17 protein-coding genes and 1 pseudogene are annotated in these 25,652 nt (G+C 77.0%); 11 read left to right on the top strand and 7 right to left on the bottom strand.

Annotated features, from left to right (window positions below; genetic code table 11):
* The first annotated feature begins 126 nt into the window (after positions 1–126).
* The 4 genes from AB0953_RS26555 (at position 127) to AB0953_RS26540 (ending at position 6,229) form a co-directional block, all read left to right on the top strand.
* Complete coding sequence (locus AB0953_RS26555; protein WP_366862078.1) at positions 127–3,168, top strand: XRE family transcriptional regulator; 3,042 nt, start codon at positions 127–129, stop codon at positions 3,166–3,168.
* Between the two features lie 95 nt (positions 3,169–3,263).
* On the top strand, positions 3,264–4,262 hold the full coding sequence (locus AB0953_RS26550) for a 2-oxoglutarate and iron-dependent oxygenase domain-containing protein (RefSeq protein ID WP_366862077.1): 999 nt from the start codon (positions 3,264–3,266) through the stop codon (positions 4,260–4,262).
* 142 nt (positions 4,263–4,404) lie between these two features.
* Positions 4,405–5,628: an alpha/beta hydrolase gene (locus AB0953_RS26545; RefSeq protein ID WP_366862076.1), complete on the top strand. Its 1,224-nt coding sequence runs from the start codon at positions 4,405–4,407 to the stop codon at positions 5,626–5,628.
* A 67-nt stretch (positions 5,629–5,695) separates the two neighbouring features.
* Complete coding sequence (locus tag AB0953_RS26540; protein WP_366862075.1) at positions 5,696–6,229, top strand: GNAT family N-acetyltransferase; 534 nt, start codon at positions 5,696–5,698, stop codon at positions 6,227–6,229.
* A 96-nt stretch (positions 6,230–6,325) separates the two neighbouring features.
* Here the strand turns inward: AB0953_RS26540 and AB0953_RS26535 are convergent, their stop codons facing one another.
* The 3 genes and pseudogenes from AB0953_RS26535 to AB0953_RS26525 all read right to left on the bottom strand — a co-directional run.
* The gene (locus tag AB0953_RS26535) at positions 6,326–6,607 is read right to left on the bottom strand and encodes a hypothetical protein (RefSeq protein WP_366862074.1); all 282 of its coding nucleotides are present in this window, start codon (positions 6,605–6,607) and stop codon (positions 6,326–6,328) included.
* A complete protein-coding gene (locus tag AB0953_RS26530) occupies positions 6,604–7,344 on the bottom strand; it encodes an HNH endonuclease family protein (protein ID WP_366862073.1) in 741 nt (246 codons plus the stop codon). The genes AB0953_RS26535 and AB0953_RS26530 overlap by 4 nt, the downstream gene beginning before the upstream one ends.
* Before the next feature lie 277 nt (positions 7,345–7,621).
* Positions 7,622–7,693 (bottom strand): annotated as a pseudogene (locus tag AB0953_RS26525) (GNAT family N-acetyltransferase); the annotation flags it as partial.
* A 198-nt stretch (positions 7,694–7,891) separates the two neighbouring features.
* Here AB0953_RS26525 and AB0953_RS26520 point away from each other — a divergent pair.
* The 6 genes from AB0953_RS26520 (at position 7,892) to AB0953_RS26495 (ending at position 21,826) form a co-directional block, all read left to right on the top strand.
* On the top strand, positions 7,892–8,758 hold the full coding sequence (locus AB0953_RS26520) for a DUF4132 domain-containing protein (RefSeq protein ID WP_366862072.1): 867 nt from the start codon (positions 7,892–7,894) through the stop codon (positions 8,756–8,758).
* Positions 8,758–13,737 (top strand): DNA-binding protein, encoded by a 4,980-nt coding sequence (locus AB0953_RS26515; protein ID WP_366862071.1) that lies wholly within the window; start codon positions 8,758–8,760, stop codon positions 13,735–13,737. The genes AB0953_RS26520 and AB0953_RS26515 overlap by 1 nt, the downstream gene beginning before the upstream one ends.
* A 175-nt stretch (positions 13,738–13,912) precedes the next feature.
* Positions 13,913–15,076, top strand: coding sequence for an AAA family ATPase (locus AB0953_RS26510; protein ID WP_366862070.1), 1,164 nt, complete (start codon positions 13,913–13,915; stop codon positions 15,074–15,076).
* Positions 15,073–18,663 carry a DUF5682 family protein gene (locus AB0953_RS26505; protein ID WP_366862069.1) on the top strand — a complete coding sequence of 1,197 codons (3,591 nt, stop codon included), beginning with the start codon at positions 15,073–15,075 and terminating at the stop codon, positions 18,661–18,663. Before AB0953_RS26510 ends, AB0953_RS26505 begins: the two co-directional genes overlap by 4 nt.
* Positions 18,660–20,573, top strand: a complete 1,914-nt coding sequence (locus AB0953_RS26500) for a hypothetical protein (protein ID WP_366862067.1) — start codon at positions 18,660–18,662, stop codon at positions 20,571–20,573. The genes AB0953_RS26505 and AB0953_RS26500 overlap by 4 nt, the downstream gene beginning before the upstream one ends.
* Before the next feature lie 41 nt (positions 20,574–20,614).
* Positions 20,615–21,826, top strand: coding sequence for an acyltransferase (locus AB0953_RS26495; protein ID WP_366862066.1), 1,212 nt, complete (start codon positions 20,615–20,617; stop codon positions 21,824–21,826).
* A 4-nt stretch (positions 21,827–21,830) separates the two neighbouring features.
* On the opposite strand, the gene AB0953_RS26490 is transcribed toward AB0953_RS26495, so the two are convergent.
* The 4 genes from AB0953_RS26490 to AB0953_RS26475 all read right to left on the bottom strand — a co-directional run bounded on the left by AB0953_RS26490 (position 21,831) and on the right by AB0953_RS26475 (position 24,703).
* Positions 21,831–22,403: an XRE family transcriptional regulator gene (locus AB0953_RS26490; RefSeq protein WP_366862065.1), complete on the bottom strand. Its 573-nt coding sequence runs from the start codon at positions 22,401–22,403 to the stop codon at positions 21,831–21,833.
* 185 nt (positions 22,404–22,588) lie between these two features.
* Positions 22,589–22,882, bottom strand: coding sequence for a DUF1330 domain-containing protein (locus AB0953_RS26485; protein ID WP_366862064.1), 294 nt, complete (start codon positions 22,880–22,882; stop codon positions 22,589–22,591).
* A 40-nt stretch (positions 22,883–22,922) separates the two neighbouring features.
* The gene (locus tag AB0953_RS26480) at positions 22,923–24,344 is read right to left on the bottom strand and encodes an MFS transporter (RefSeq protein WP_366862063.1); all 1,422 of its coding nucleotides are present in this window, start codon (positions 24,342–24,344) and stop codon (positions 22,923–22,925) included.
* Positions 24,341–24,703 (bottom strand): MarR family transcriptional regulator, encoded by a 363-nt coding sequence (locus tag AB0953_RS26475; protein ID WP_366862144.1) that lies wholly within the window; start codon positions 24,701–24,703, stop codon positions 24,341–24,343. Before AB0953_RS26475 ends, AB0953_RS26480 begins: the two co-directional genes overlap by 4 nt.
* A gap of 218 nt (positions 24,704–24,921) precedes the next feature.
* On the opposite strand from AB0953_RS26475, the gene AB0953_RS26470 reads away from it, so the two are divergent.
* Complete coding sequence (locus AB0953_RS26470) at positions 24,922–25,569, top strand: hypothetical protein (RefSeq protein WP_366862062.1); 648 nt, start codon at positions 24,922–24,924, stop codon at positions 25,567–25,569.
* The last annotated feature ends 83 nt before the right edge of the window (positions 25,570–25,652 follow it).

Here is a 25,652-nt window from a genome sequence, read left to right as displayed (position 1 = left end):
GTCCTGCCGGGACCAGGTCTAGCGGCGATCCGTTGTTCGGCGTCGGGGCGGCCGGACCGAACAAACAACTGCCGAACAATCCCTGCAGGGGGCACGAAAAGAAGGCGGGCGGGGAAGGGACACGGCATGGCCCGCAAGGAACGCCCGCTGGACGGCGACGACGCAACGCTGCTGCGGTTCGCCGCGGACCTGCGCCGCCTGCGCCACGAGGCCGGCTCCCCGCCCTACCGCCGGCTGGCGGCCCGCGCCCACTACTCCGTGGCCACCCTCTCCGAGGCGGCGGCCGGCCGCAGACTGCCGAGCCTGGACGTGACGCTGTCCTACGTCCGCGCCTGCGGCGGCGACACCGCCCAATGGGAGCGCCGGTGGCAGGAGGCCGCCGCCGAACTCGCCGCCGCCCCGGCCGCCGGGGGAGGGGCCGCGGACGGCGACCCGGAACCGGGGACGGGCGCGGCTCGGCAGGACGGCGGCCCGGAGGGCGCCGTCCCGTACGCGGGCCTGTCGGCGTTCCGGGCCGAGGACGCGGACCGGTTCTTCGGCAGGGAGCGGCTCGTCGAGGACCTCCTCGCGGCCCTCGCTCGCCACCGCGTCGTCGCCCTGGTCGGCGCATCGGGGGCCGGCAAGTCCTCCCTGCTGCACGCCGGCCTGCTGCCCCGCCTCGCCGCGGACGCGCAGGTCCACGTCCTGACCCCGGGCCCGCACCCCTTGGACCGGCTCCGCCGGGCCCTCGGCCCCGGGGGCGAGGCGGGCGGCCCCGGGCCGGTCCCCGGGCCCGGTGCCGAGCCGGGGGCCGAGCCCCGCTCGGGTTCGGCGTACGCGCAAGCCTCCGGTCCGGGGTACCGGCCCGGGTGGGAGCCCGGGCCCGAGGGACGGGTCGGGAGCGGGGAAGTCGTGGTGGTCCTCGACCAGTTCGAGGAGGTGTTCACCGTGTGCGCCGACGCCGCCGAGCGGGAGCGGTTCATCGCCGCGCTGGTCGGGCCGGCCCGGCGGGCCGGGTCCCGGTGCCGGGTCGTCCTCGGCGTCCGCGCCGACTTCTACGCGCACTGCACCCGCCACGCCCCGCTCGTCCCCGTGCTGCGCGACGCGCAGGTCGTCGTCGGACCCATGACCGCGGCCGAGCTGCGCCGCGCCGTCGTGGAGCCGGCCCGGCGCGCGGGCCTCACCGTCGAAGGCGCGCTCCAGGCCACCCTCGTGGCCCACGCCCACGGCCGGGTCGGCGCCCTGCCCCTGCTCTCGCACGCCCTCCTCGAGACCTGGCGCCGCCGCCGCGGCGCCGCCCTCACCCTCGACGGCTTCCGCGCCGCGGGCGGGTTCGAGGGCGCCCTCGCCCAGTCCGCCGAGGCCCTGTACGCCTCCCTCACCGAACGCCAGCGCCTCCTGGCCCAGCAGATCTTCGTCCACCTCATCGCCCTGGGCGAGGGCACGGAGGACACCAAGCGGCCTGTCAAGCGGGAGGAGTTGAACCGGGAGGCCGACGACGACGCCGACACCGCCACCGTCCTGGCCCGCGCCGCCCGGATGCGCCTGCTCACCCTCGACCACGGCCGCGTCGAGCTCACCCACGAGGCGCTCATCCGGGCCTGGCCCCGGCTGCGCGGCTGGCTGACCGACGACCGCGAGCGCCTGCGCCTGCACCGGCGCCTCACCGACGCCGCCCACGCCTGGGAGCGCCTGGGCCGGGACCCCGGAGCCCTCTACCGCGGGCCCCGCCTCGCCCTCGCCCGCGACCTCGCCGCCACCCGGGCCACCGGACTCACCGCCGTCGAACGGGCCTTCCTGGACGCCGGTACGGAGGCCGAGGCCGCCGCCGACAGCTCCGCCCGGCGCCGCGCCCGCCGACTCGGCTACCTCGTCGCCCTGCTCGGCGCCCTCGTGGTGGTGGCCGGGGTCGCCACCGCCAGCGCCGTGCGCTCCGGGGCCGAGGTCACCCGGCAGCGCAACGACGCCGTCGCGCAGAACCTCGCCGACAGCATCGGAGAGCTGGCCGACACCGAGCCCGGGCTGGCGGTCCAGCTGAGCCTGACCGCGTACCGCCTCTCACCGACCGCCAAGACCCGCGACAGCCTGGTCAGCACGCTGATGACCGCGATCCCCGCCCACCCCAAGGAGGTCCTCGCCCTCGCCTACCGTCCCGACGGCCGGCAGCTGGCGACCGGAAGCGGGGACCACACCGCCCGCCTGTGGCGGGTGAACGGCACCGACCGCCCCGTCCAGGAGGCCGTCCTCGGCGGGCACGGCGACGACGTCCGCACGGTGGCCTACCGGCCCGACGGCCGCCTGCTCGCCACCGGTTCGGCCGACGGCACCGTCCGGCTGTGGGACGTGGCGGACCCGGCCCGCCCGGCCGCCCTCGCCTCGCTCACCGGGCAGGGCGGCGACGTCCGCGCCGTCGCCTTCAGCCCGGACGGCCGTACGCTCGCCACCTCCGGCACCGACGGCAGCGTCGGCCTGTGGGACGCCACCGACACCGCCCGCCCGGCGCTCCTCGCCACGCTCGCCGGCCACCACGACGCCGTCCGCGCCGTCGCCTTCAGCCCGGACGGCCGTACGCTCGCCAGCGCGGGCGAGGACCGCACCGTCCGGCTCACCGACGTGGCGGACCCGCGCCGACCGGGCGCCCCGACGGTCCTGGAGGGCCACGACACCGTCGTGTTCTCGGTGGCCTTCAGCCCCGACGGCACCGTCCTCGCCTCCGCGGGCGGCGGCCGCAACCCCATCCGGCTGTGGAACACCGCCGACCCGCGGCGGCCCGCCCTGCTGGCCACCCTCACCGGCCACACCGACGTCGTCGGCTCTGTCGCCTTCAGCCCAGACGGGCGCAGCCTCGCCAGCGCGAGCGACGACCGCACGGTGCGGCTGTGGAGCGTGGCCCGCCCCGCCCACGCCGGCCTCCTCGCCACCCTGACCGGGCACGCCACCGCCGTCGGCTCGGTCGCGTTCAGCCCCGACGGCGCCGTCCTCGCCTCCGGAGGCTTCGACACGACCGTCCGGCTGTCGGGGACCGACCTGGCCCGCACCATCGCCGGCGCGTGCGCGCACACCGGAGCGCGCATCACCCGCGCCCAGTGGTCCGCCCACCTGCCGTACGTCGCCTACTCACCGCCGTGCAGCGGACTGGAGCGCCCCTCCCCGAGCGCCTCCGGCCCCGACGGCCGCCCCGGGCCATAGCCTCGGGCGGGACCCCGAACAGCGCCCGGCACCGCCCCGCACGGCCCCCATCGCCTCCCGCACCAGCCCGCACCGGCCCGAAAGGCAGGCCCCCCATGGCGAGCTCCGCACCCACTCCCCGGCCCCGGCCCACGCAGTCCCCGGTCCCGGTGGTCGACCTCGGGCCGTGGCGGTCCGGCGATTCGGCCGCCCGCAAGCGGATCGCCGAGGAGGTGGACCGGGCGCTGCAGGCCGCAGGATTCCTGCTGGTCACCGGGCACGGGGTGGACCCGCGGCTCGCCGCGCGGATCCGCGCCGCCGCCCGGGCCTTCTTCCGGCTGCCCGCCGAGGTGAAGGAGCCGTACGCGGTGGCCGTCGGCGGCCGCGGCTGGCTCGGCCCGGGAGCCGAGGCCAACAGCTACGCGGAGGGCACCGCCTCGCCGCCCGACCTGAAGGAGTCGTGGTCCTGCGCGGCCGAGCGGCCCACCGGCGATCCCGCGGTCGACGCCGAGTGGTTCCGCCCGAACGCCTGGCCGGCCGAGGTGCCGCACCTGCGGCCGCCGGTGGAGGAGTACCTCACCCGGATGCAGGCCCTGTCCGACGAGCTGCTGGAACTGCTCGCCGCCGCGCTGGGCCTGCCCCCGGACCACTTCACCCGCCACACCCGCCACCCCACCTGGGGCTTCAACCTCAACTGGTACCCCGGCACCGAGGTCGTCGGGCCGCCGCTGCCCGGCCAGTTCCGCATCGGCCCGCACACCGACTTCGGCACGGTCACCGTCCTCGACCGCGAGCCGGGCGCGGGAGGACTCCAGATCCACACCGAAGCCGACGGCTGGCTCGACGCCCCGTACGACCCGGCCGCGCTCACCGTGAACATCGGCGATCTGCTGGCCCGCTGGACGGGGGACCGCTGGCGCGCAGGCCGCCACCGGATGCTGCCGCCGTCGGCCGACGCGCCCGCCGAGGAGCTCGTCTCGCTGGTCTACTTCTACGAATGCGACCCGCACACCCGCGTGGAGTCCCTGCCGGCGCCCCTCGGCCGCGTGGCGCACCCGCCGGTCGACTCGCACGCGTACCTGCGGGCCAAGCTGGACGCCATCAGCGTCTCCTGACACCCGGTGAGCTCCGCCGGACGGGGTATCCCCCGTCCGGCTTCCCCCTTGCGGCGGAGGCGGGAAACCCTCCTCCGGTCGGACCCGCTCTCCTCCCGCAAGGGGACGATCAAGCTCCTGACCGGCGCATAGGTTCCCTCCCATGAACCGACCGACGCGCCGTCGCAGCGCCGCCGCAGCCGCCTTGGGCGCCGCCCTGCTCCTCCCGCTGATGCTGACCGCCGCCGGAACGGCCGCGGCAGCCGAACCCCCGGCCGCACCCTCCGCCGTTCCCGCGCCCGCCGCGGCCGCGCCCGACCCCGCCGGGGTGGTCCTGCCCCGGCTGCCGCGCCCCACGGGCCGGTTCGCGGTCGGCGAGGAGACCCTCCACCTGGTGGACGACAGCCGCACCGACCCCTGGGCCGACTCCGGCCCGCGCGAGCTCATGGTGACCATGCGCTACCCGGCCCAGCGCGGCACCGGCGGCCCCGTGCGGCCGTACCTCACCGACGAGGAGGCCCGCCTGCTGCTGGCCTCCCGCGACCTCGACCGGCGGGTGGACCACCGCAGCCTGGCCGGCACCAAGGCCTTCGCCCGCTCGGGCGCCCGCCCCGTCGCGGGCCGGTACCCCCTCGTCGTGCTGTCGCCCGGGTTCACCGTCCCGCGGGCCACCCTCACCTCACTGGCAGAGGAGCTGGCCTCCCGCGGCTACGTGGTCGCCGCCGTGGACCACGCGTACGAGACCAGCGGCACCGCCTTCCCCGGCGGGCGCGTCCTGACCTGCCTGGCCTGCGACAAGGCCAAGGAGCTGAAGGACTACAAGGCCGTGTCGGACAACCGGGCCCGCGACGTGTCCTTCCTCCTGGACCGGCTGACCGGAGCCCGCCCCGCCTGGCGCAACGCGGGCCTGATCGACAAGAGGAAGATCGCGATGGCGGGCCACTCCATCGGCGGTTCCACCGCCGCCGCCGTGATGGCCGCCGACCCGCGCGTCCGCGCCGGGATCGACATGGACGGCGGGCTGTTCTCGCCCGTGCCCGAGGGCGGGCTTGGCGGCCGCCCCTTCCTGCTGCTCGGCGGGGCCGACACCGTGCCCGGCGGTACGGGCACCGACTGGCCGAGCTGGGACTCCAACTGGGCGCGGCTCGACGGCTGGAAGCGGTGGATCACCTTCGCCGACTCGAATCACTTCACCTTCACCGACTGGCCCGCCATCAGCGACCAGCTGGGGCTGGAGCGGATGACGCCGCTGCCCGGCGACCGCTCGCTGGAGCTGACCCGCCGCTACGTGGGCGCCTTCTTCGACCTGCACCTCAAGGGGGTGCCCCAGCCGGTGCTGGACGGCCCGGCCGCCGATGCGCCGGAGGTCCGCTTCCACACGCCCTGACCGGGGCCGGTACCGGCCCGCAGGCCCCCGATTACCCAGGTCGGCCCCCGTTCGGCAGGATGGGGGCATGACCGAGATCCGCACCCCCCGCCTCCTCCTGCGCCGCTGGAGCGACGACGACCTCGTCCCCCTGTCGGAGATCAACGCCGACCCGGAGGTGATGCGCTGGATCGGCGACGGCTCCACCCTCGACCTGGACTCGACCGCCGAGGAGATCGAGCGCTGGGAGGACGAGTGGGACGAGGAGGGCTTCGGGCTCTTCGCCGTCGAACTGCTGGCGTCCGGCGAGCTGATCGGCGCCGTGGGGCTCTCCGTCCCCGAGGACCTGCCGGAGGTCATGCCCGCGGTGGACATCCGCTGGCGGCTCGGGCGGCAGTACTGGGGCCAGGGCTATGCCTCGGAGGCCGCGCAGGCCACCTTGGAGTTCGCCCTCCAGGACCGCGGCCTGGACCGGGTGATCGCGGTCCACCGGGCGGGCAACGAGGACTCCGAGAACGTGATCCGCAAGCTCGGCATGGTGCACGAGCGGGACACCGAGGACCCCGAGCACGGCCACCTCCTCCAGATCCACAGCATCGACCTGACCGAGTACGAGGCCTGAGCCGGGCGGCGTCGCGGCCTGCCGCCACCGCGCGGCCTGCCCCCACCGGCGGGCCCGGCCGCTCCGGGGCCCGGCCGCTCCGCGGGCCCGGCCCGGCTACGCCCCGGGTCCCGCCGGTGCCTCGGCCGCACGTCCCGCCCGCACCGCGGCGAGCGCCGCCGCGTGCACCGCGGCCGGCGCCCCGCGGTGCGCGACCGGGCTGCCGGTCAGCGTGTACCACTCCTCCGCGTCGGTGTACTGGACGTCGATGCGGGCGAGGCCCCCCGCCACCGCCGTCGTGCGCACGGTCAGCGGGCCGGTGATGACGCCGACCTCGTCGGTCATCGCCCCGCCCGGCCCGGCGAGGACCCGGTCCTGCCACTGCTGCCGCCCGGTCATGCCGTGCAGGTGTCCAGCATCGTCGTCAGCATCTTCTTCTCCGCTTCCGTGACGGTCAGTGCGTACGTGGACTTCACCGTCGTCCAGGCCCGTCCGTACTGGCACCAGCTCGACCTGTCCGGCGGCTGCCACAGGTCCGGGCTCTGGTCGCCCTTCGAGCGGTTCGCCGCCGCGCTGACCGCCAGCAGCTGGGGGTGGGTCAGGTCGTTGGCGAAGGCCTTGCGCTGCGCCGCGTCCCATGCGGCCGCGCCCGAGCGCCAGCCCTCGGCGAGCGGCACGACGTGGTCGATGTCCATCCTCGAGGCGTCGGTGACGACCGTCCCGTCGTACAGGCTCCGCCACGTGCCCGAGACCGCCCGGCACTCGCCGTCCCGGACCACGTCCCTGCCGTCGCGCGCGAGGACCACCTCGCGGGTGTCGCACCGGTCGCCCTGCTCCGCCCAGTGCGTGAACCTGGCGCGGCTGTAGCCCGCCATGGTGCCCGCGGGCGCCACCTTCAGCCCGGCCAGCTGGGTCCGGGCGACGTCCACCCCGACCATGCCCGGCAGGACGTCCCCCGCGCCGCCCGGCGTGGTGTCACCGGCGGGCGCGGGAGCGGGGGCGGGCGGTGCGGAGGACGGCGCCGGCACCGAGGCCCCCGGATCCGCAGTCCTCGCTCCGCTTCCCGAGCAGCCGACCGCGGCCAGCAGCACCGAGGCCGCCAGGACCGCGCCCGCCACCCGTATCTGACGTCCCATGAACCCACCCCGCGTCGATTCCGCTCCGCCTCCTGCCCCGCCATCCCTACCCAGAACCGGACGTGCGACCGCCGATGCCCGGCTGACCGGCTGCGCCCCCGGGGCCCGGTGGCCGCACCCCGCGGTGCCGGGCGCCGGCCCGAGCGGGGGCGGTGCCGAGGTCGCCATCCGAAGCGGAACAGCCTTCGAGGCGGAGGAGGTACGTCGGCCCCGGGCGACCGGCGGGCCGTGTCTCACCGGTCGCGGCACACCCCGCACGGGCCACCACGGCTCGGGACGCCCGGTTCTCCCGCTCGAAGGCGAGGAGCGCGGGGGCGTGGTCCGGACGAAGCGGCTGCAGCTCGGGCATGGGGCGGACGGTACGCGGCCCGGGCGTCCTCCCGCCACACGGTCACGGGAACGGCCACGGGCCATACGGCGGGGCCCCGGCGGGAGGTGTTGTCAGTGGGCCTCGCTAGTCTCCCGGGCATACCGCAGCTCAGGGGGGCTTTTCCGCCCTGTCCGACGCTGCGCGGATTCGGATCGGGCAGGGGAGAGGCACGCGACGATGGCTTGGCTGGCAGCGGGCGAGGGGTACGAAATCGCCCTCGTGGAGGGAAGGGTGGCGGCACGGTCCGCCACCGGGCGCAGTGCGGGACGGCAGTTGAAGACCCTGCCCAAGGCGCTGCGCGACCACCCGGAGGTGGACCGGCTGCGCCGGCTCGCGGAATGGCTGGACCGGCACGAGGCGGCGTGCATCGCGCAGGTGGACAGCTGGATGGTGTCCTCGCTGCCCGTGCCCACCGCCCTCCTCGCCCGGGTCTGGCCGGACGAGGCCTGGCGCAGCGCCCTGCACGACCTCGCCGTGGTCGGCGACGACCCGGACGAGGTGGGCTTCCTGCGCGACGCCACCGCCTCCGGCGAACTGAAGGTGGTCAACCTCGACGGCGAGACGGTACGGCTCTCCCCGCGCACGGTGACCCTGCCGCACCCGGTGCTGCTGCCGGACCTGGACGACGTACGGGACTTCGCGGCCGAGCTCGGCATCGTGCAGCGCGTGGAGCAGATCCACCGGGCCACCTGGTCGAAGCCCGAGGCCCTCGCCGCCACGGCGACCGAGGTGCGCGACTACGCCGGCGGGTCGTTCCCCAACCGCTTCGCCCTGGCCGCGCGGGCCACCGGCCTCGGCTACCGGGTCTCCGGGGGCTACGCCACCTGCCCCGTCCGCGACACCGGCCGCGCCACCGAGGCGGGGGTCTGGATCGGCGAGCCGTACTACGACGAAGCGACGACCACCGGCGCCCTCAGCTGGAGCGACGGGGACGGCCGGGCGGTGCCGCTGTCCGAGGTCGGACCGGTCGCCTGGTCCGAGGGAATGCGCATGGCCGCGGCGCTCCACGCCGGCCGCACGATCGAAGAGGGCGAGGACGCGTGATGACCACCACCACGACCACCACCGCGGCCGGGACGGCCGGCGCACCCGACCGGGCCCCCGAGGCCGAACTCCTCCTCAAGGCCGGCGCCGTGCTGCCCGTCGGCACCGAGGGCGCCGGCCCCTCCGCGGTCGACCTGACCGCGCGCACCTACCGCCACCCCGCCCTGCCCGATGACCGCGTCGTCGTCCGGCTGGCCGCGGCCGAGCTCGGCCCGGCCGAGGACCTGGCCGCCGGGTTCCTCGGCCTCGTCCTCGACGAGGGCGAGCCGCCCGTCGTCGGCCTCGGCCAGCGCCAGGCCCTCGGCTTCCCGGAATGGGTGCTCGTCCACCACCCCGAGGACGGCCACCACGCCCTCGCGGTCGTCCCCGAGCTCGACCGGGCCGCCCGCCAGGCCAAGACCAAGCCCAAGGCCGCCCTCGACGCCTGCCACGAACTGGCCGGCCGGCTCGCCGCCGCGGTGCCGCACTTCCTGCCCGTCTTCTACGAGCAGGCCGCCCGCCTCTTCCTCGCCGTCGAGAACACCACGTACGCCGCCCAGCTGTTCGGCCGCGCCCGCAGCAGCGAGGCCCAGCACGGCCTGACCGTCGACGAGGACCGCCTCGACGCCGTCTTCCTGGAGTTCGCCCTGGTCGGCGCCCTCCCGGTGAAGGTCCTCACCGGCTACGCCAAGGAACTCTCCGCCCGCGTCAGCCCGGAGGAGGCCCACACCCGCTTCCGCCGCCTGTGCGTGCGCCGCACCGCGGGCGGGCTGCCGCCCTCCGCGCAGGCCGCGACCGAACTGCGCCGCCTCGCCCGCGCCGCAGGCCTGACCGGCAGCGAGGCCGAGCAGGACTACCTCGCCGAACTCCTGCCGCTGCCCGCCACCCTGCGCGCCGCGTACGGCTGGTGGAAGGCCCACCGCACCGCGCTGATCGCCCTCGCCCGCCGCGAGCCGGCCGTCCGCGGCACCCTCCTCGAACTGATGCCGCTCGGCGGCGGCGCCGGCGAACTGTCCGACCTGTGGCTGGACATCCTGGAGCAGTCAGGCGCCACCGCCGGACTGGTCGAGGCCGACCTGCCCGCCGAGCAGCGGTGCGCCGACGGCACGGCCGGCTGGCTGGAGCGCTACCACAGCGCCCGCCACAGCGGCTGGGGCCAGCGCTTCACCCCGCCCGCCCTGCTCGACCTCGTCACCCGCGCCGCCGACCGGCTGCGCACCGAACTCGCCGCACCCGGCCGCACCGAGGGCCTGCGCATCGGCGGCGAGGACGTCAACCTGCTCGACCTGCTGCTCTCCCTCGGCCTCCCGGTCGCCGACCCCGACGAGGACCCGTCCACCTCCCCCCACCGCCGGCCGCAGCTGAACCTGGCCTCCTGGGCCCGCTCCGAGGAGGCGGCCCGGCGCGACCTCCTCGCCCTCGCGGCCGACCAGCGGTTCCGGCCCTCCTTCCGGCGCGCCGCGGACTCCTTCGGCGACGCCGGATCCGGGGCGGACGTGATGTGCCGGCTCGCCGCCTCGCCCGGCGGCCGCCCGATGCTCACCGCATGGATGAAGGAGGTCGCCCGCAACTCCACCGCCGCAGGCCTGCCCGCCCTGCCCGCCGCCATCCAGCGGCTGACCTGGCTGCCCGCCGAGGCACTCGAACTCGCCCGCGACGAGGTCGCCGCAGCGGCCGCCGCCGACCTCGGCGAGATCCTCGCCCGCACCCTGCGCGGAGGCCTCTTCGAGGAGTTCGCCTGGCCCGCGTACGAGGAGGCCCTCGTCGAGCTCGCGGACCGCAAGGCGCTGCGCCGCGGCAACCTGACCGTCGTCGAGGCGTGGCCGTACCTGATCGTCGCCAACTCCCTCCAGGTCCGCGTCATCGACGCCGACTCCACCGTCCTCACCCACGACCTGCGGGTGCCGGCCGGCGGCTCGTACCGGTACGGATTCCACTACGTCGACGGCGCCCTGCTCGTCTTCTGGGCCTCCTGGAACTCCGGGGACGTCCAGGGCTACTGGCACACCGCGCCCGACCGCGTCTTCTCGCTCGGCGCGGACCGCACCTACTGGTCGCTGCGCTCGGACCACATCAGCCTGCCCCTGCCCGGGGGCGGCCGCGCCCTCGGCGGCGGCGTCCTGCACGCCGGGGACACCGCACTGCCCGCCGAGCGGGAGCTGCTCTGCGACGGCACCTCGTACTGGGTGTGGCAGCGCCGCGAGCAGGACCGGGACGCCGGCTGGCGCGAGTACGCCCCCGCCGAGGGCGTCCTCGGCCGGTACGCGCAGCCTGCCTTCCTCGCCGACGCGCTGCGCGCCCACCCCTCGGGTTCGGTCCTCGCCGCCCGCTCCTCCTGGCTGCGGCCCGCCCCCGCGGTGGACGGCTCGGCCCTCGGCGCACCCGCCGACGGGCTCCTCGGCTGGCGCGTCGTACGCCTCGCCGCCGACCAGGGCTGGCACGGCTGCGACACCGCCGGCCGCACCGTCCGCACGCCCCACGGGAGCGAGATGCCGCTGGCCGCCCTGTCGTTCCCCGGCGACGACCGGCCGCGCGCCGTGAGCTGCCACTGGCGCGAGCTCAGCCTCACCGACCCGGACGGCATCGTCACCGCCAAGACCCGCGGCGACCACCGCGACAACCAGGGCTTCGCCACCGGCAGCGTCGAACTGCCGCCGCTCGCCTTCTGGTACGCGCTGCGCCCCCGCGACCCGGAGGGCTCCGCCGCCCTGCGCACCGCCGACCGCGACACCGTCGCGGCCCTGCTGGAGGCCGCCGCGAAGGCCGAGAAGGCCTCCGACCTGCCCGGCCTGGTCACCGCGGCCCTGCCGCAGGTCACCGCCGAGCCCCTGGTCGGCGGCATCGTCGAGGTCCTGCGCTTCGCCCTGGTCCAGCAGAAGGCCCTCGACGGCATCGCCGCCCGCCTCGACCCCGACACCGGCGGGGCCGGCGCCGCCGACGGGCCGCAGGGCCCCTCCGACGCGCTCATCGCCAAGGCGCTGTCCGGCATCGTCGGCACCGGCTACTACCGCTGGGGCGCCGAGAACGACGTCGCCCACCGCTTCCTGGCCCGCCTCGCCCAGGCGTGCGCCGACACCGGCGCCGTCGCGGTGCCCGGCCGGCTCCACTTCGACATGCCCGCCCTGGAGTACTCGGCCCTGCCCTTCACCCCGCTGCTCGACGAGCCGGCCGCGGTCGCCTACCGGGCCGTCGCCCCCGGCACCACCGAGGAGGAGCGGGCCGCACTGTGCACCGTGCTCGCCCAGGTCGACGCCCTCGGCCTCGACTCCGCGCAGGGCTCCGCCGACCGCTGGCGCCGCGTCCTGGTCCACCTCGACCACTCCCATCTGCGCACCCCCGACGGCATCGAGCGCAACCCCGGCCACCGCAGCCTGCTCCCGCTCGGCGGCGGCGCCGTCCTCGCCCGCACCGAGCACAGCGCCACCGTGCCCGACGGCCACGAGTTCGGGGCGCTGCTGTACGACCCCACCGGTGCCTTCGCCGTCCCCGGCCCGTACACCGTCCGCGCCCAGGCCCCCCTCGGCGACCGCGAACGCGGCCCCGGCTGGCTCACGGCCTTCCTGACCGAGGCCGCCGAGCGCGGCCCCGCACCGGTGCGGCCCGAGGCCGCCGACGAGTTCGCCCGCCTGACCGGCGTCTCCGGCACCGCCGCCCGGCTGCTGCTGGCCGGCCTGCCCAACATCGACAGCTGGGAGCACCACTTCCTGCCGGCCGAGCTGCGCACCGCCCTCGGCGTCAAGGCCGCCGACGCCAAGCACGCCCGTACCGAACTCAAGGCGCTCGACATCGAGGTGCGGCGCGCCGTGGTCGCCGCCCTGCTGCCCGCCGACCCGGCGCGGCTGTGGACCGACGGCCCGGACGTGGCCGCCGCCGCGGAGGTGTGGAACCGGCGCGTGGGCCGCCGCATGCCCGTGCCCGAGTGGCTGCTCGCCGAGGCCACGCGCGCCACGGGCACCTTCTGGGCCGTGCACCAGGCACTCCCGGCCGTCCTCGACCCCGCCGCCTCCGCCGCGCTGGGCACCGACGTCGAGTGGAGGGCCCGCGAGGGCCGCATCGAGCGCTGCACGCCGGGCGGCGAGGCGTTCACCGGCGGCGTCCTGAGCGGCACGCTGTCGCTGGCGGCCTGGCTGGCCCACCGGCTGCCCGCCGGCGACCCCGTGCGCGCCGCCCTGCCGCCGGTGCTCACCGCCGTACGGCAGCGGCTGGCCGCCCCCGGACTCCTCCTCGACCTGGGGTACTGCGCGGGCCTGGGCGGCTTCCGCGAGGCGGCCGGCACCCCGACGGAGACGGGCGAGGGCTACGAGCGCTACGGTGCGGTCGTCCTCGCCGACGAGCACCACTGGCCGGTGCTGCGCACCGCCCTGCTCGACTCCACCGGCTCCGACCCCTACCTGCCGGTCCTGCGCGGCGCCGACCAGCGGCCCTCCGCCGTCGAGACGGCCCTGCGCCTGGCCCACCTCCCCGGCTTCGCCGCACTGCTGGCGGATCCGGGCGCCCCGGCCGCCGGCACGGTGGACAAGGACGGCACCTGGTACCCGCAGGACCCGACCCGCTCCGTCCCGGACCTGGTGGAAGAGGCAGCCCGCGCCCACGGCCTGGGCGCGGACGCCGCCGCCCTGTACCTCATGCTGCTCGCCATGCCCGACCCCTCCGACCGCAACACGGCCCGCTGGACCGGCTGGAAGCCCGCCCGGATCAAGGCCGCCCGCGCCGAACTCGGCGCCACCGGCCTGGTGGTGGCGGCGAGCCGGAGCCGGGCCGGGCGCTCCCTGTTCCTGCCCGGGGGCTGGGCCGAGATGTCCTCGCCCGTGCTGCCGGTGGAGCAGTGGAAGCTCCCGATGTACGACCTGGCGCCCGGCGGCAGCCCCGCCCTGCGGGTCCTCGTGCCGGCCGAACCGGCAGCGGACCTCTACCGGCGGGCCTGGCAGCGCGTCACCGACGGCGACGTACCCCGCTTCGAGGAGCTCAAGGTCAAGCGGACCCGCGGCCGCCGCCGCTGACGGCCCGGTGAGACCGGCCCGTGAGGCCGGCCGGCGCGGCGCACCCCGGAGCGGGATGCGCCGCGCCCGGACCTCCGTCCTTCTCCGCTTCCCTGTCCCTTTTTCCTTTTCCTTGTCCTTCTTCCCCGTCCTTCTTTCTTCCTTCCCTTTCCTTCTCACGTTTCGAGGACGCCCCATGACGACGACCGCCAGCGAAGAACCCGCCGCCCCGGCCCGCCAGATGCTGCCCGCCGAGGAGCGGTACGCGGCCGAACTCGCCTTCCTCGCCGCCCAGGACACCGGCCCCCGGCCGCCCGGCTGGGCCCTGACCCCCCGCGCCGTGGTCACCTTCGTCTGCGGCAGCGACGGCGAGGAACTCGCCCTGCCCAAGCGCCGCGCCGGGCTCCCGGCCAAGATGGCCATCGCCCCCAAGTTCGTCGGCGAACGCGCCCTCGTCGAACGCTGCGTCGTCACCCTGGCCGGCGAACGCGGCCTGCTGCTGACCGGCGAGCCCGGCACCGCCAAGTCGATGCTCTCCGAACTCCTGGCCGCCGCCGTCAGCGGAACCAGCGCCCTCACCGTGCAGGGCACCGCCGGCACCACCGAGGACGCCTTCCGCTACGGCTGGAACTACGCCCTCCTCCTCGCCCAGGGCCCCACCCCGCAGGCCCTGGTCGACTCGCCGGTGCTGTCCGCCATGCGCACCGGCCGCGTCGTACGGGTCGAGGAGATCACCCGCTGCCTGCCGGAGGTCCAGGACGCGCTCGTGTCGATCCTGTCCGACCGGCGCGTCAGCGTGCCCGAACTGACCGCCACCGAGGACTCGACCGTCGCCGCGGCCCCCGGGTTCACGGTCATCGCCACCGCCAACCTGCGCGACCGCGGAGTCTCCGAGATGTCCGCCGCGCTCAAGCGCCGCTTCAACTTCGAGACCGTCGAGCCGATCGCCGACGCCGACGCCGAAGCCACGCTCATCCGCCGCCAGGCCGTCGCCGCCGTGCAGCGGGCCGGCGCCGCGTTCGGGGTCGACGACTCCGTGCTCGACGCCCTCGTCACCGTCTTCCGGGACCTGCGCTCCGGCCGCTCCGCCGAGGGCTGGGACGTGGAACGCCCCGGCACGGTCATGTCCACCGCCGAAGCGGTGCAGGTGGCGACCTCGCTGGGCGTCGCGGCCGCCTACCTGCCGGCCGGCGACGTGCTCGACCTGCTGCCCGGCCACCTCCTGGGCGTGGTCCGCAAGGACGACCCCGCCGACCACGGCCGCCTGCTGGGCTACTGGGACGGCCCCGTGCGCCGCCGCGCCGAGGACGGCTCCGCCATGTGGCGCCGCCTGTGGGACCTGCGCGGGAGCCTGCGATGACCACCCTGGCCGATCCCCGGGCCGCCGTGGACGCGCTCGCCGCGTCCCGGTCCCCCTACCTGCTGGGCGTACGCCACCACAGCCCGGCCCTGGCCGCGGTGGTGCCGGCGCTGCTGGACGCCGCCGGGGCCCAGGTGGTCTGCGTCGAGCTGCCCGCCGACTTCCAGCCGTGGCTGGAGCACCTGGCCGACCCCGAGACCATGGCCCCGGTCGCCCTCGCGGGCACCGGGGCGGACGGCGGGCTCGCCTTCTACCCGTTCGCGGACTTCTCCCCGGAGCTCGCCGCCGTCCGCTGGGCCCGCGAGCGCGGCGCCGAGGTGCTCTGCTGCGACCTGCCGCTGTCCGACGCCGGCTGGGCGCCGCGCCCGGCCGGCGGTGAGCCCTCCCCGGCGGACGGCCCGCGCGGGCGGTCGTACGCCGAGGCCCTGCGCGCGTCCGGCACCGGCCGGGACGGCGAAGACCTGTGGGACCGCGCCGTGGAGGTGCTGGCCCCCGGCTGCCCGCCCGAGGCCGTGCGCCGGGCGGCGCTGGGCGTCGGCTGGGCGCTGCGCCAGGACGGCCCCGTCCCCGCCGTGGACCTGGCCCGCGAGGCCCACATGCGCGGCGTCATCACCGCCGCCGCCTGCGGCGGGCGCCGCGTCGCCGCGGTCGTCGGCGCCTTCCACGCTCCGGCCCTCGCGGACCTGCCCGTCAGCTCTGGGACCGCCCTTCCGGCCGACCCCCCGCCGGCCCCGGTCACGGCCGGGTCGTCCGGTCCGGCCGCGGAAGGCGGGGCCGGGGTGACCTCCTTCGTGCCGTATGCGTACGAGCTGCTCGACTCGCGGTCCGGGTACCCCGCCGGGATCCGGGACCCGCTGTGGCAGCAGGCCGTGTTCGAGGCCGGCGGGGATCCGGGACGGCTGCGGGACGCGGCGTCCCTGGCCGTCACCGGCCTGTGCCGGGAGCTGCGCCGCGCCGGACACACCGCCGGGACCGGCGAGGCCGCCGAGACCCTGCGGCTCGCCTGCGACCTCGCCGTGCTGCGCGGACTGCCCGCGCCCGGCCGCGGCGAGCTCCTCGAGGCCGTCACCACCGTGCTCGGCCAGGGCGAACCCCTCGGCCGGGGCCGGGCACTGGCCCGGGCCCTCGAGGCCGTGCTCGTCGGGACCACACGCGGCCGCACCACCCCCCGCGCCCCGCGCTCCGGACTCGGCCCCAGCGTGGAGGCCGAGCTCACCGAGCTGCGGCTGCCCGGCCCCGAGGACCCCGTCGCCCGCGAGGTCCGGCTCGACCCGCTGCGCTCCGGGCTCGACCGGCGCCGCGAGGTCCTGCTCCAGCGGCTGGCCGTCTGCGGCGCCCAGTACGGGCAGCCGCTCGACGTGGCCGCCGCCGGCGACGGCACCGCCCTCGGCACCAAGTGGCGGCTGAACTGGACCCCGTCCGTCCCGGCCCGCCTCGACCTCGCCGGCGTCCGCGGCGTCACCGCCGCCCAGGCCGCCGCCGGAACGCTGCGCGAGACCGCCCGCAAGGCCGCCGCCGACGGCGGTCCGACCCCGGCGCAGATCCTCGCCGGCCTGGCCGCCGCCGCGCGCTGCGACCTGCCCGAGCTGGTCACCGTACGGCTGGAGGAGGCCGCCGCCGCCCTGCCGCAGACCGCGGCCCTGCCCGAACTGCTGGAGGCGCTCGACCTGTTGGAGGGGCTCGCCCGCGGCCACTTCCCGGTCGACGCGGACGCCCCGCGCGCCACCGCCTCCGCCCTCACCGGCGAACTGCTCGACGCCGCCGTCCGGGCCCTGCCCGGCCTCGCCGGCAGCGAGGACCCCGCCGACGCGCGCGCCCTCGTCGCCCTCGCCGACCGGGCCGCCGCCCGGCACCTCGGCCTGCGCATGGACGGGGCCCTCGCCGACCTCGCCGGCTCGGCGTCCCCGCTCATGCAGGGCGCGGCCCTCGCGGTACGGGTCCTGCTCGACCTCGATCCGGCCGCCGGCCTCGGGGAGCGCGCCGCCGGGTGGATCGACGCCGCGGCCACGCCCGACACCCGGCGCACCCTGACCCGCCGGCTCGGCGGCCTGCTCACCGCGGCCGGACCGCTGCTCCAGTCCTCCGCGCCCGCCCTCGTCCCGGTCCTCGACCGCATCGAGGCCCTCGCCGACCAGGACTTCCTGGACCGGCTCCCGGCCCTGCGCGGCGGCTTCGACGCGCTGGCCCCCGCCGCCCGCGACCGGCTGCTGGCCACCGTCGCCGAGCGGCTCGGCGACCGCGTCGACCTCTCCCTCGACGCACCGCCCGCCCTGCTCGCCCTGTGGGCCGCCGCCGACGCCGCCGGGGCCGCGGCCCTGAAGCACCTGCCCCGGCCGCCGGGCCCGGCGACCCCGGGCCCGGAGGCCGAAATCCCGCACCGCACAGTCCCGGAGGCAGGGGCACCGCGGGCCGCCGGGACCCCCGTACCCGCCGCCGCGCAGCCGGACCCCGCACAGCGGCTCGCCCCCGCCGACCGGTGGCGGCTGCTGCTCGGCCGGCAGCGCGACCGGCTGCCCGCCGGCGCCCGCCGCTACGCCCGGGCCCTGGACGAGCTGTACGGCACCGGCCGCGGCGAGGGGTCCGCCGGCCTGGACGGCACCCCCGGCACCGGGCCCGGAGCCGGCGGCGGCCAGGAGGCCTCGTTCCCCACGGCCCGCGAATGGGCCGAGGAACTGGAGTCGCTGTTCGGCACGGACCTGCGCGAGGAGGTCCTGGCCGCCGCGGCCGAAGCCGGCCGCAGCGACGTACTGACCCAGCTCGACCCGGCCGCCGTACGGCCCTCCGTGGAACTGCTCGGCTCCGTGCTCGCCCTCGCCGGCGGCATGCCCGAGGCGCAGCTCGCCAAGCTGCGCCCCCTCGTCCGGCGGCTCGTCGACGAACTGGCCCGCGAGCTCGCCACCCGGCTGCGCCCCGCGCTCTCCGGGATCGCCACCCCGCGGCCCACGCGCCGCCCGGGCGGCCGGCTCGACCTGGACCGCACCCTGCGGGCCAACCTCGCCCACACCCGCCGGCTGCCCGACGGCACCCTGGCCGTGGTGCCCGAGCGGCCCGTGTTCAGCACCCGGGCCCGCCGCGAGGCCGACTGGCGGCTCGTCCTGGTCGTCGACGTCTCCGGGTCCATGGAGGCCTCGGTCATCTGGTCGGCGCTCACCGCGGCCGTCCTCGGCGGCGTCCCCACCCTGTCCACGCACTTCCTCGCCTTCTCCACCCAGGTCGTGGACCTCACCGACCGCGTGGACGACCCGCTGTCGCTGCTCCTGGAGGTCCGCGTCGGCGGCGGCACGCACATCGCGGCGGGCCTCGCGCACGCCCGCTCCCTCGTCACCGTGCCGAGCCGCACCCTCGTCGTCGTGGTCAGCGACTTCGAGGAGGGCGCCCCGATCGGCGGGCTCCTGGGCGAGGTACGCGCCCTGGCCGCGTCCGGCGCCCACCTGCTGGGCTGCGCCGCGCTCGACGACACCGGCGCCCCCCGCTACTCGGCGGCCGTCGCCCGGCAACTCGTCGCGGCCGGCATGCCGGTGGCCGCCCTCAGCCCGCTCGCCCTCGCCCGCTGGGTGGGCGACCGCCTCCGTGGAGAATCCCGTTGAGCACCGAACCCCTGCCGTCCGTCGCCCCCGAGGTCCTCGCCGAAGCGGTGGAGGGCCTCAGCGCCCGGCTGCGCAAGAAGCTCGACGCCGCCGTCGCGGACTGCGCCGCGGGTACCCCGGCCGCCGAGCGGGCCGCGGACGGCGCCGTCACCCTCCGCTTCGGCGAGGACGCGGTGGTGACGCTGCGGCCCGGCCCGGCCGGCGCCGTCACCGCCGCCGAACAGGCCTCCTGCAGCTGCCTGCTGGCCCCGCGCTGCCTGCACCGGGCCGCGGTCCTCGGCGCGGCCCCCCTCGCCGACCCGGCGCCCGAGCCGGAGTCCGTGGCGGACGCTCCCGCCGGCGGGGCGCCCGACACCCCCGACACCCCCGACGCGCCCGCGCCGGACACGCCGCCGGGCGGGACCGGCGTACCCCTCGGCCCGGGGGCCGCGTCCGGCGGCGAAGGCGTCGAGCCCGCCGTGGCGCTGACGCCCGCCCAGGTACGGGCCGCCTCGGCCCTCTGGCAGGCGGCGGCCGAGGCCCTCGCCGCCGGGGCCACGGCCGGCGGCGCGGTGGTGCAGGCCGAACTGCTGCGCGCGGCGCACACCGCCCGCGTTGCCGGGCTGCCCCGGGCCGAGGCCGCCGCACTGCGCGTCGTACGGGGCCTGCGCGCGGCCCGGGAGCGCAGCGGCGCCCACCGCCTCGCGGACCTCACCGCGGCCTTCCGCGAACTGCTGCGCACCGCCGCCGTCCTGGCCTCCGGCGCCGCCGACCCGGCCGCCGCCGGCACGGCGCGCCGCCCGTACCGGCCGGGCGGCAGCCTGCGGGTCCTCGGCCTGTGCCGCGAGCCGGTGCTCTCCGCCACCGGGTACGGGGGAGTGGTCACCCACCTGCTGGCCGCGGACGGCGCACACCACTCGGTGTCCGACGTCCGCCCCGGCGGACTGGCCCGCGCCAAGGGCGCCGGCTCCGCCTCGGTGGCGCTCGGCGGCGCCGTCCTCGACCATGCGGGCCTGGCCCGCGGCGGGTTGCGGATCGTCGGGGCCACCGTCTCCGCCGACGGCCGGCTCGGCGCCGGGCGCGGGGTGCGGGCCACCCCGCTGCGCGGCGCGCCCTGGACCGAGGAGCCGGCCGCCGCCCTGTTCTCCCGCCCGGCCGCCGAGGCCGTGGCGGCGCAGCTCGCCGCCGCCGAGGGCCTCGGCCCCGACACCGCCGCCCCCGCCCTGCTGGGCTGCGACGTCACGGTGGTCGGCGCCGCCGGCGAGGACCTCCTGGTCCGCGAGACCCGGGCGGACGGCGAGGCGGGGCCGCTGCTCCGGCTGCGCGCGGCCCATCCGCACCCGGGGCTGCCGCACAGGGACAACCTGCGCCGCATCGCGGAGCGCCCGGGGCTGGCTCTGCGCGTCCTGGGCCGCCCCGACCTGGACCGGGCCGCGACGCTGCGGCCCCTCGCCGTCGGACCCGTACCGGGGGCTCCGTACACGCTGCAGCTGCCCGAGGAGTGGCTGGGCCGCGCCGACCTGGGCTACGACCGCCTCCAGGGCAGCCACTTCCCGCCGCCGTCCGCCGCCCCGGAGCCGGTCGCGGCTCCCGGGCCGGGGCCCGCCGCCGCTGCGGATCCGCTGGCCGACTCGCCGCTGTGGCGGGTGCGCCGCCTGCTGGAGAGCGGCGTCGCCGGGGGCCGGCGGGCCGTCGCCGAGTCGGCCCGCGGCAGCGAACCCGCCGCCGCGTACGGTCCCTTGCGGCGGGCCGGCTTCACCACCGCGGCCGAACTGGCGACGGCCCTGGCCGCGGAGGCCGACCGGCGCCCCCGCGACGTCTTCGGCCGCCTCACCGACCCCTCGGCCGACGGGTACGCCCGGGCCTGGCTCGCCGCGGCCGTCCACCTCGCCGCAGCGGAGCGCTCCTTGGTGGCCGCCTCCTGGGTCTGAGGCCAAAGCCTGCCGGTGGGTGAGCGGTACAGTGCCACGCTATGAGCGCCTGGAGACCAAGATCCCGACCAGCCGGACCACCCGGGCGGGGCCGCGGCCCCTCTCGCAGCGCCGAGACGGGCGGCGGCGCCCGCCTGGCGGCCCTGGACGGCGTCCGGATCATCGCGGCCCTCGCCGTGCTGTGCTACCACTACCTCGCCCTGGAGAGCGCCTGGGGCAAGCCGGTGGGCACCGTCTTCCCCACGGCCAGCAAGGGCGCCGCGTACGGCTGGCTGGGCGTCGAGCTCTTCTTCCTCGTCAGCGGGTTCGTCATCTGCATGAGCGCCTGGGGGCGCACCGCCGGCGAGTTCGCGGTCTCCCGGATCTCCCGGCTCTTCCCGGCCTACTGGGCGGCCGTGGCCTTCACCTCCGCGGTGCTGTTCGCCTGGCCGGAGGTGCGCGGGGTGAAGGCGTTCCGCGACGTGGTGGTGAACCTGACGATGCTCCAGGGCGGCATGGCCGTACCGCACATCGACGACGCGTACTGGACCCTCTTCGTCGAGCTGAAGTTCTACGTGCTGTTCGCGCTCGTCGTCCTGCGCGGCGTGACCTACCGCAAGTGCGTCCTCTTCTGCGGGGTCTGGACGCTGGCCGGCATCGTGGCGCCCACGGCCGAGGACGGCGTGCTGTCCTTCTTCGCGATCCCGTCGTTCTCGCCGTACTTCATCGCGGGCATAGCCTTCTACCTGATGCGCCGCTTCGGGCCCAACGCCGTCCTGTGGACCATCGCCGGGCTGCAGTTCCTCCTCGCGCAGAGCTTCGTCCAGAGCCGCATGATCAGCAACCTGGGGCGCACCACCGCCTTCCAGCTGCCCGCCTGGCCGGCCCACGCGATCGTCGCCTGCGGCTTCCTCCTCATGGCCGGCATCGCCCTCGGCACCTTCGACCGCATCCGGTGGCGCTGGCTGCCGCACGCCGGAGCGCTCACGTACCCGCTGTACCTGATCCACATGATGGCCGGGCTGACGTTCATCCACCACTTCCGCCGCGACGTCCCGCCCCTGCCGCTCGTCCTGGGCGTGACCGCGGTCATGGCCGGGCTGGCCTGGCTCATCCACCGCCTGGTCGAACGACCGTTGGGCCGGCTGCTGCGCGCCGGGCTGCGCCGCGGCGTGGAGGACATCCGCAGGAACACCCCGCGCGCTGCCCTGGTCCCCGGGATCCCGGCGCAGCCGCCGGCCCCCGAAGTGGAGCGCATCCCCGCGGCCCGCTGATCCGCTAGCGCGGCTTGGCGCGGACGTGGACGCGCTCGCTCTGCGGCCCGAACAGGCTGAGCAGCTCCACGGCCTCCTCGCCGGTACTGCCGAACCAGTGCGGCAGCCGGGTGTCGAACTCCGCCGCCTCGCCCGGCTTCAGGACGAGGTCCCGCTCGGCGAGGACCAGCCGCAGCCGGCCGCTGAGCACGTACACCCACTCGTACCCCTCGTGCGTCCGCAGGTCCGGCACACGGCGCGTGCGGGGAATGACCATCTTGAACGCCTGCAGCCCGCCCGGGTGCTGGGTCAGCGGCACGATCGTCGCCCCCGCCCGCTTGATCGGCTTCAGCCGCACCCGCGGATCGCCGACCGGCGGCGCCCCCACCAGCTCGTCGAGCGGCACCCGGTGCGCGCGGGCCAGCGGCAGCAGCAGCTCCAGGTTCGGCCTGCGCTCGCCGGACTCCAGCCGGGACAGGGTGCTGACCGAGATGCCGGTGCTCTCCGCCAGCCGGGCCAGGGTGATCCCGCGCCTCTTGCGCAGGTCGCGCAGGCGCGGACCCACGGCGGCGAGCACCGCGGCGTCGTCGTTTGCCATAGCGGCAACCCTACGTTGCGGGCCGTGCGGGCCGTGCGGGCCGTGCGGGCCGGACGGGAGCACCGTGGGGCCGCCCCGTCCGGCAGCACGGGACCGTCCGGGCCGCACGGCCCGCCGCCGGGGACGGACGGGGCGTTCGACGCCGCTTTCCAGGACGGCCGGGTGAAGAACCGACCGGACCCCGGTCAGTCGATGCCCTCGACTATGCGGAAGTCGCGCTCGACGCCGTCGGAGAGGGCGGCCAGTGCCTCCTTGTAGGCCGTACTCTCGTACGCCGCGACGGCCTGCTCGAAGCTGTCGAACTCGACCAGGACGGTGCGCTCGGCGATCCCGGCACCATGCGCCACGACCCGACCGCCGCGGACGAGGGTCCGACCGCCCGCGGCCCTGACGGCCGGAGCGGCCAGCCTGTTGTAGGCGGCCAGCTTCTCGGGGTCCGCAATGGTGCGGTAGACGCTGACCCAGTAGCCCTTGGGCATCGAACCTCCAGTGTGGTGAGTTCATGACGTACGGGTTGGTTCAGGACGAGCGCAGGCGGGCGAGAGCGAGGCTTGTCAGCGTCGTGATCGCCATGGCGCCGATGCCGACCAGCGCCGCGGTGGTGTAGGCGCTGTCGTCGGGGAAGAGGTGGCCGGGGCCGGTGCCCGCGGCGAGGACCATGCCGCCGACGGCGCTGCCCAGGGAGTAGCCGACGCTGCGGACGACGTGGTTGAAGCCCATGGCGCTCGACGTCTCGCTCTGGGGAGTGACGGCCAGGATCACGCCGGGCATCGCGGCCGAGAAGCCGCCGACACCGAAGCCGAGCACGCCCATCGCGGCGAACAGCTCGGCCGGGCCCGACCGCGCCGCCGCGAACAGGGCGAACCCGCCGCCGACCACGACGGCGCTGCCGGCCAGGAGCAGGGGGTCGGCGATCCGCGTCCGGACGCGGGGCGTGAGCTTGCCGGCGACGAACCCCAGCACCGAGAACGGGACGAGGACCAGCCCGGCGGCGGAGGTCGTCAGCCCGAAGCCGTAGCCGGCTCCGTGCGGCGTCTGCGCGTACCGGGTGATGAGCGTGAGCAGGAGGTACATGCCGATCCCGCCGACGAACACGGCGAGGTTCGCCCCGGCGACCGCCGGGTGCCGCACCGCCCGCACGTCGACCAGGGGCGTCGTACTGCGCAGCTCGACGACGGCCCAGGCGCAGAGCAGCACCACCGCGACGACGGCGAGGGCCGCCGCCACGGCGAGGTGCCGGCTCCACAGGTTCCGTTCGCCGGCCAGGAACAGCACCAGGAGCAGCGCAGCGGCCAGGACGACCGCGCCTGCCACGTCCACGTGGGCGGAGCGGCCTTCGGGGGCTTCGGGCATGGAGCGCCACGCGGTCAGGAGGGCGGCGGCGGTGACGGTCAGGCCGAGGCCGTAGGCGGCCCGGACCCCGCCGAGCTCGGCGAGCAGTGCGGCCAGCGGGTAGCCGACGCCGGCCCCGATGATCGAGACCACCGAGATCTGGGCGATCACGGCCGCGCTGCGCTCCTCGGGGAGGTGGTCGCGGGCGACGCCCATCATCAGCGCCGTCAGCCCGAGCCCGACGCCCTGGGCCGCCCTGCCGGCCAGCAGCCACGCGAACGGCAGCGGCAGCACGGTGAGGGCGCTGCCGGCGACGACGACCGCCAGCGTGGCGAGGACCACGGCCCGCCGGTGCGGGCCGGCTCCGAGCCGGCCCAGGACCGGCGTGGCGACGGCGCCGCTGAGCAGCGCGACGGTCAGCGTCCACTGCGCGCTGCCGAGCGGGACGTGGAACGAAGTCGCCACGCTGGTGATGAGCGGCGTCCCGAGGCTGGCGACCGCCGCCACGACCAGGGCGATGAACACCAGGGCGGGCACCAGCAGCCGCGCCTCGGAACGCGCCGCCGGGAACGCCTGCGCCGCGACCCCGCCGACCGGCTGCCCGGTCACTGCTTCGGCCCTTCGCGGTCCTGGCTTTCGAGCTCTGCCAGATGCTTCAGCGCCGGAAGGGCCGCCACCAGCGCCTCGACCTCGTCGCCGGTGAGCTCGCCGATCAACCGCTCGAACGCGTGGACGCCCGCCTGGCGCCGCCTCCGGACATAGGAGGCGCCGGCCTCGGTCAGGCACACCAGCGTGACCCGCCTGTCGGACGGGTCGCCCCGCCGCTCGACCAGGCCGGACCCCTCCATGACGCGGACCAGGGCGGTCATCGCGGGCTGGGTGACGCCCTCGACCGCGGCCAGATCGGTGATGCGCCGCGGGCCCGTCCGGTCCAGGGTGGCCAGGGTGGCGGCGGACGTCAGGCTCATGTCCCGGGGCAGGCGTCTCGCAGCCCTGGTGGCCAGGCCGTACAGGGCCGCCCCGATGGCGGCGGTCGCGCCGGGGGCGGTGTCGTGACGACTCATGCCCGAAGCATAGCGCTTTTATATTCACAGTCTATGGAAACGGCCGCCGGCCGCTGACGGTACGAGGGAACCGAGAGGCGCGGGATTCCCTCTCCGTGGGTGAGGGGGAGGGGAGGACCCACATGCCGATGACGGGGACCACCGCATCGAGGGCCCGGCGGGCCGCGGCGGCGGGTGCGCTGTGCGTGCTGCTGGCGGCCTGCGGGACCGCAGCCCGGACCGCGGCAGGACCGCCGGCTGCGCCGCCACCGCCTTCGGCGAACACCTGCGGCCTCGACCTGACGACGGACCGCGCGGACGGCGGGAGCGCCGATCCGCCGACGGAGGAGCAGACGGGCAGCGCGGGCCCGCCCACGGAGGAGCAGACCGGCAGTCCCGGCCCGCCGACGGACGAGGAGACGGGCCCGCCCGACCCGCCCACCGACCAGGACACCGGCAGCCCGGGGCCGCCCACGGACGGCGGCCCGTGCGTGGCCGCCGGCTGGTACGACATGACGCGCGAGTTCAACGCGTACTTCGCCGGGCACCGCACGGGAGCGGACGCGATGATGCCGACCGCGCCCGCCCAGGAGGTACGGGTCCGCAGGGCGGGGGCCGGCGGCGAGGCGCAGGTCACCTTCCGGACGAAGTCCGTCGGCAAGGGCGAGGCGGAGGACGGCCGCAGAGTGGCGCAGGTCTTCGGCGCGTGGCGGCACGAGGTGTACGGGGACACCGGCACGCTGGTCGTCAGGTCGACGGAGGGCCGCGAGGTGGCCACCACGCCGTGGTGACCGCCGCGTTGCCGGGTGGCCGGCGCCCGCCGTCGCCCGCCCCACGCGACGGCCGGGCTCCGGGCCATCCCCGTGAGCCCCGG

It is taken from the genome of Streptomyces sp. NPDC046866, assembly GCF_040704625.1.
Taxonomy (GTDB): domain Bacteria; phylum Actinomycetota; class Actinomycetes; order Streptomycetales; family Streptomycetaceae; genus Streptomyces.
The sequence above is the reverse complement of the archived record's forward strand: the minus strand, read 5'-3'. Positions and strand labels throughout refer to the sequence as shown.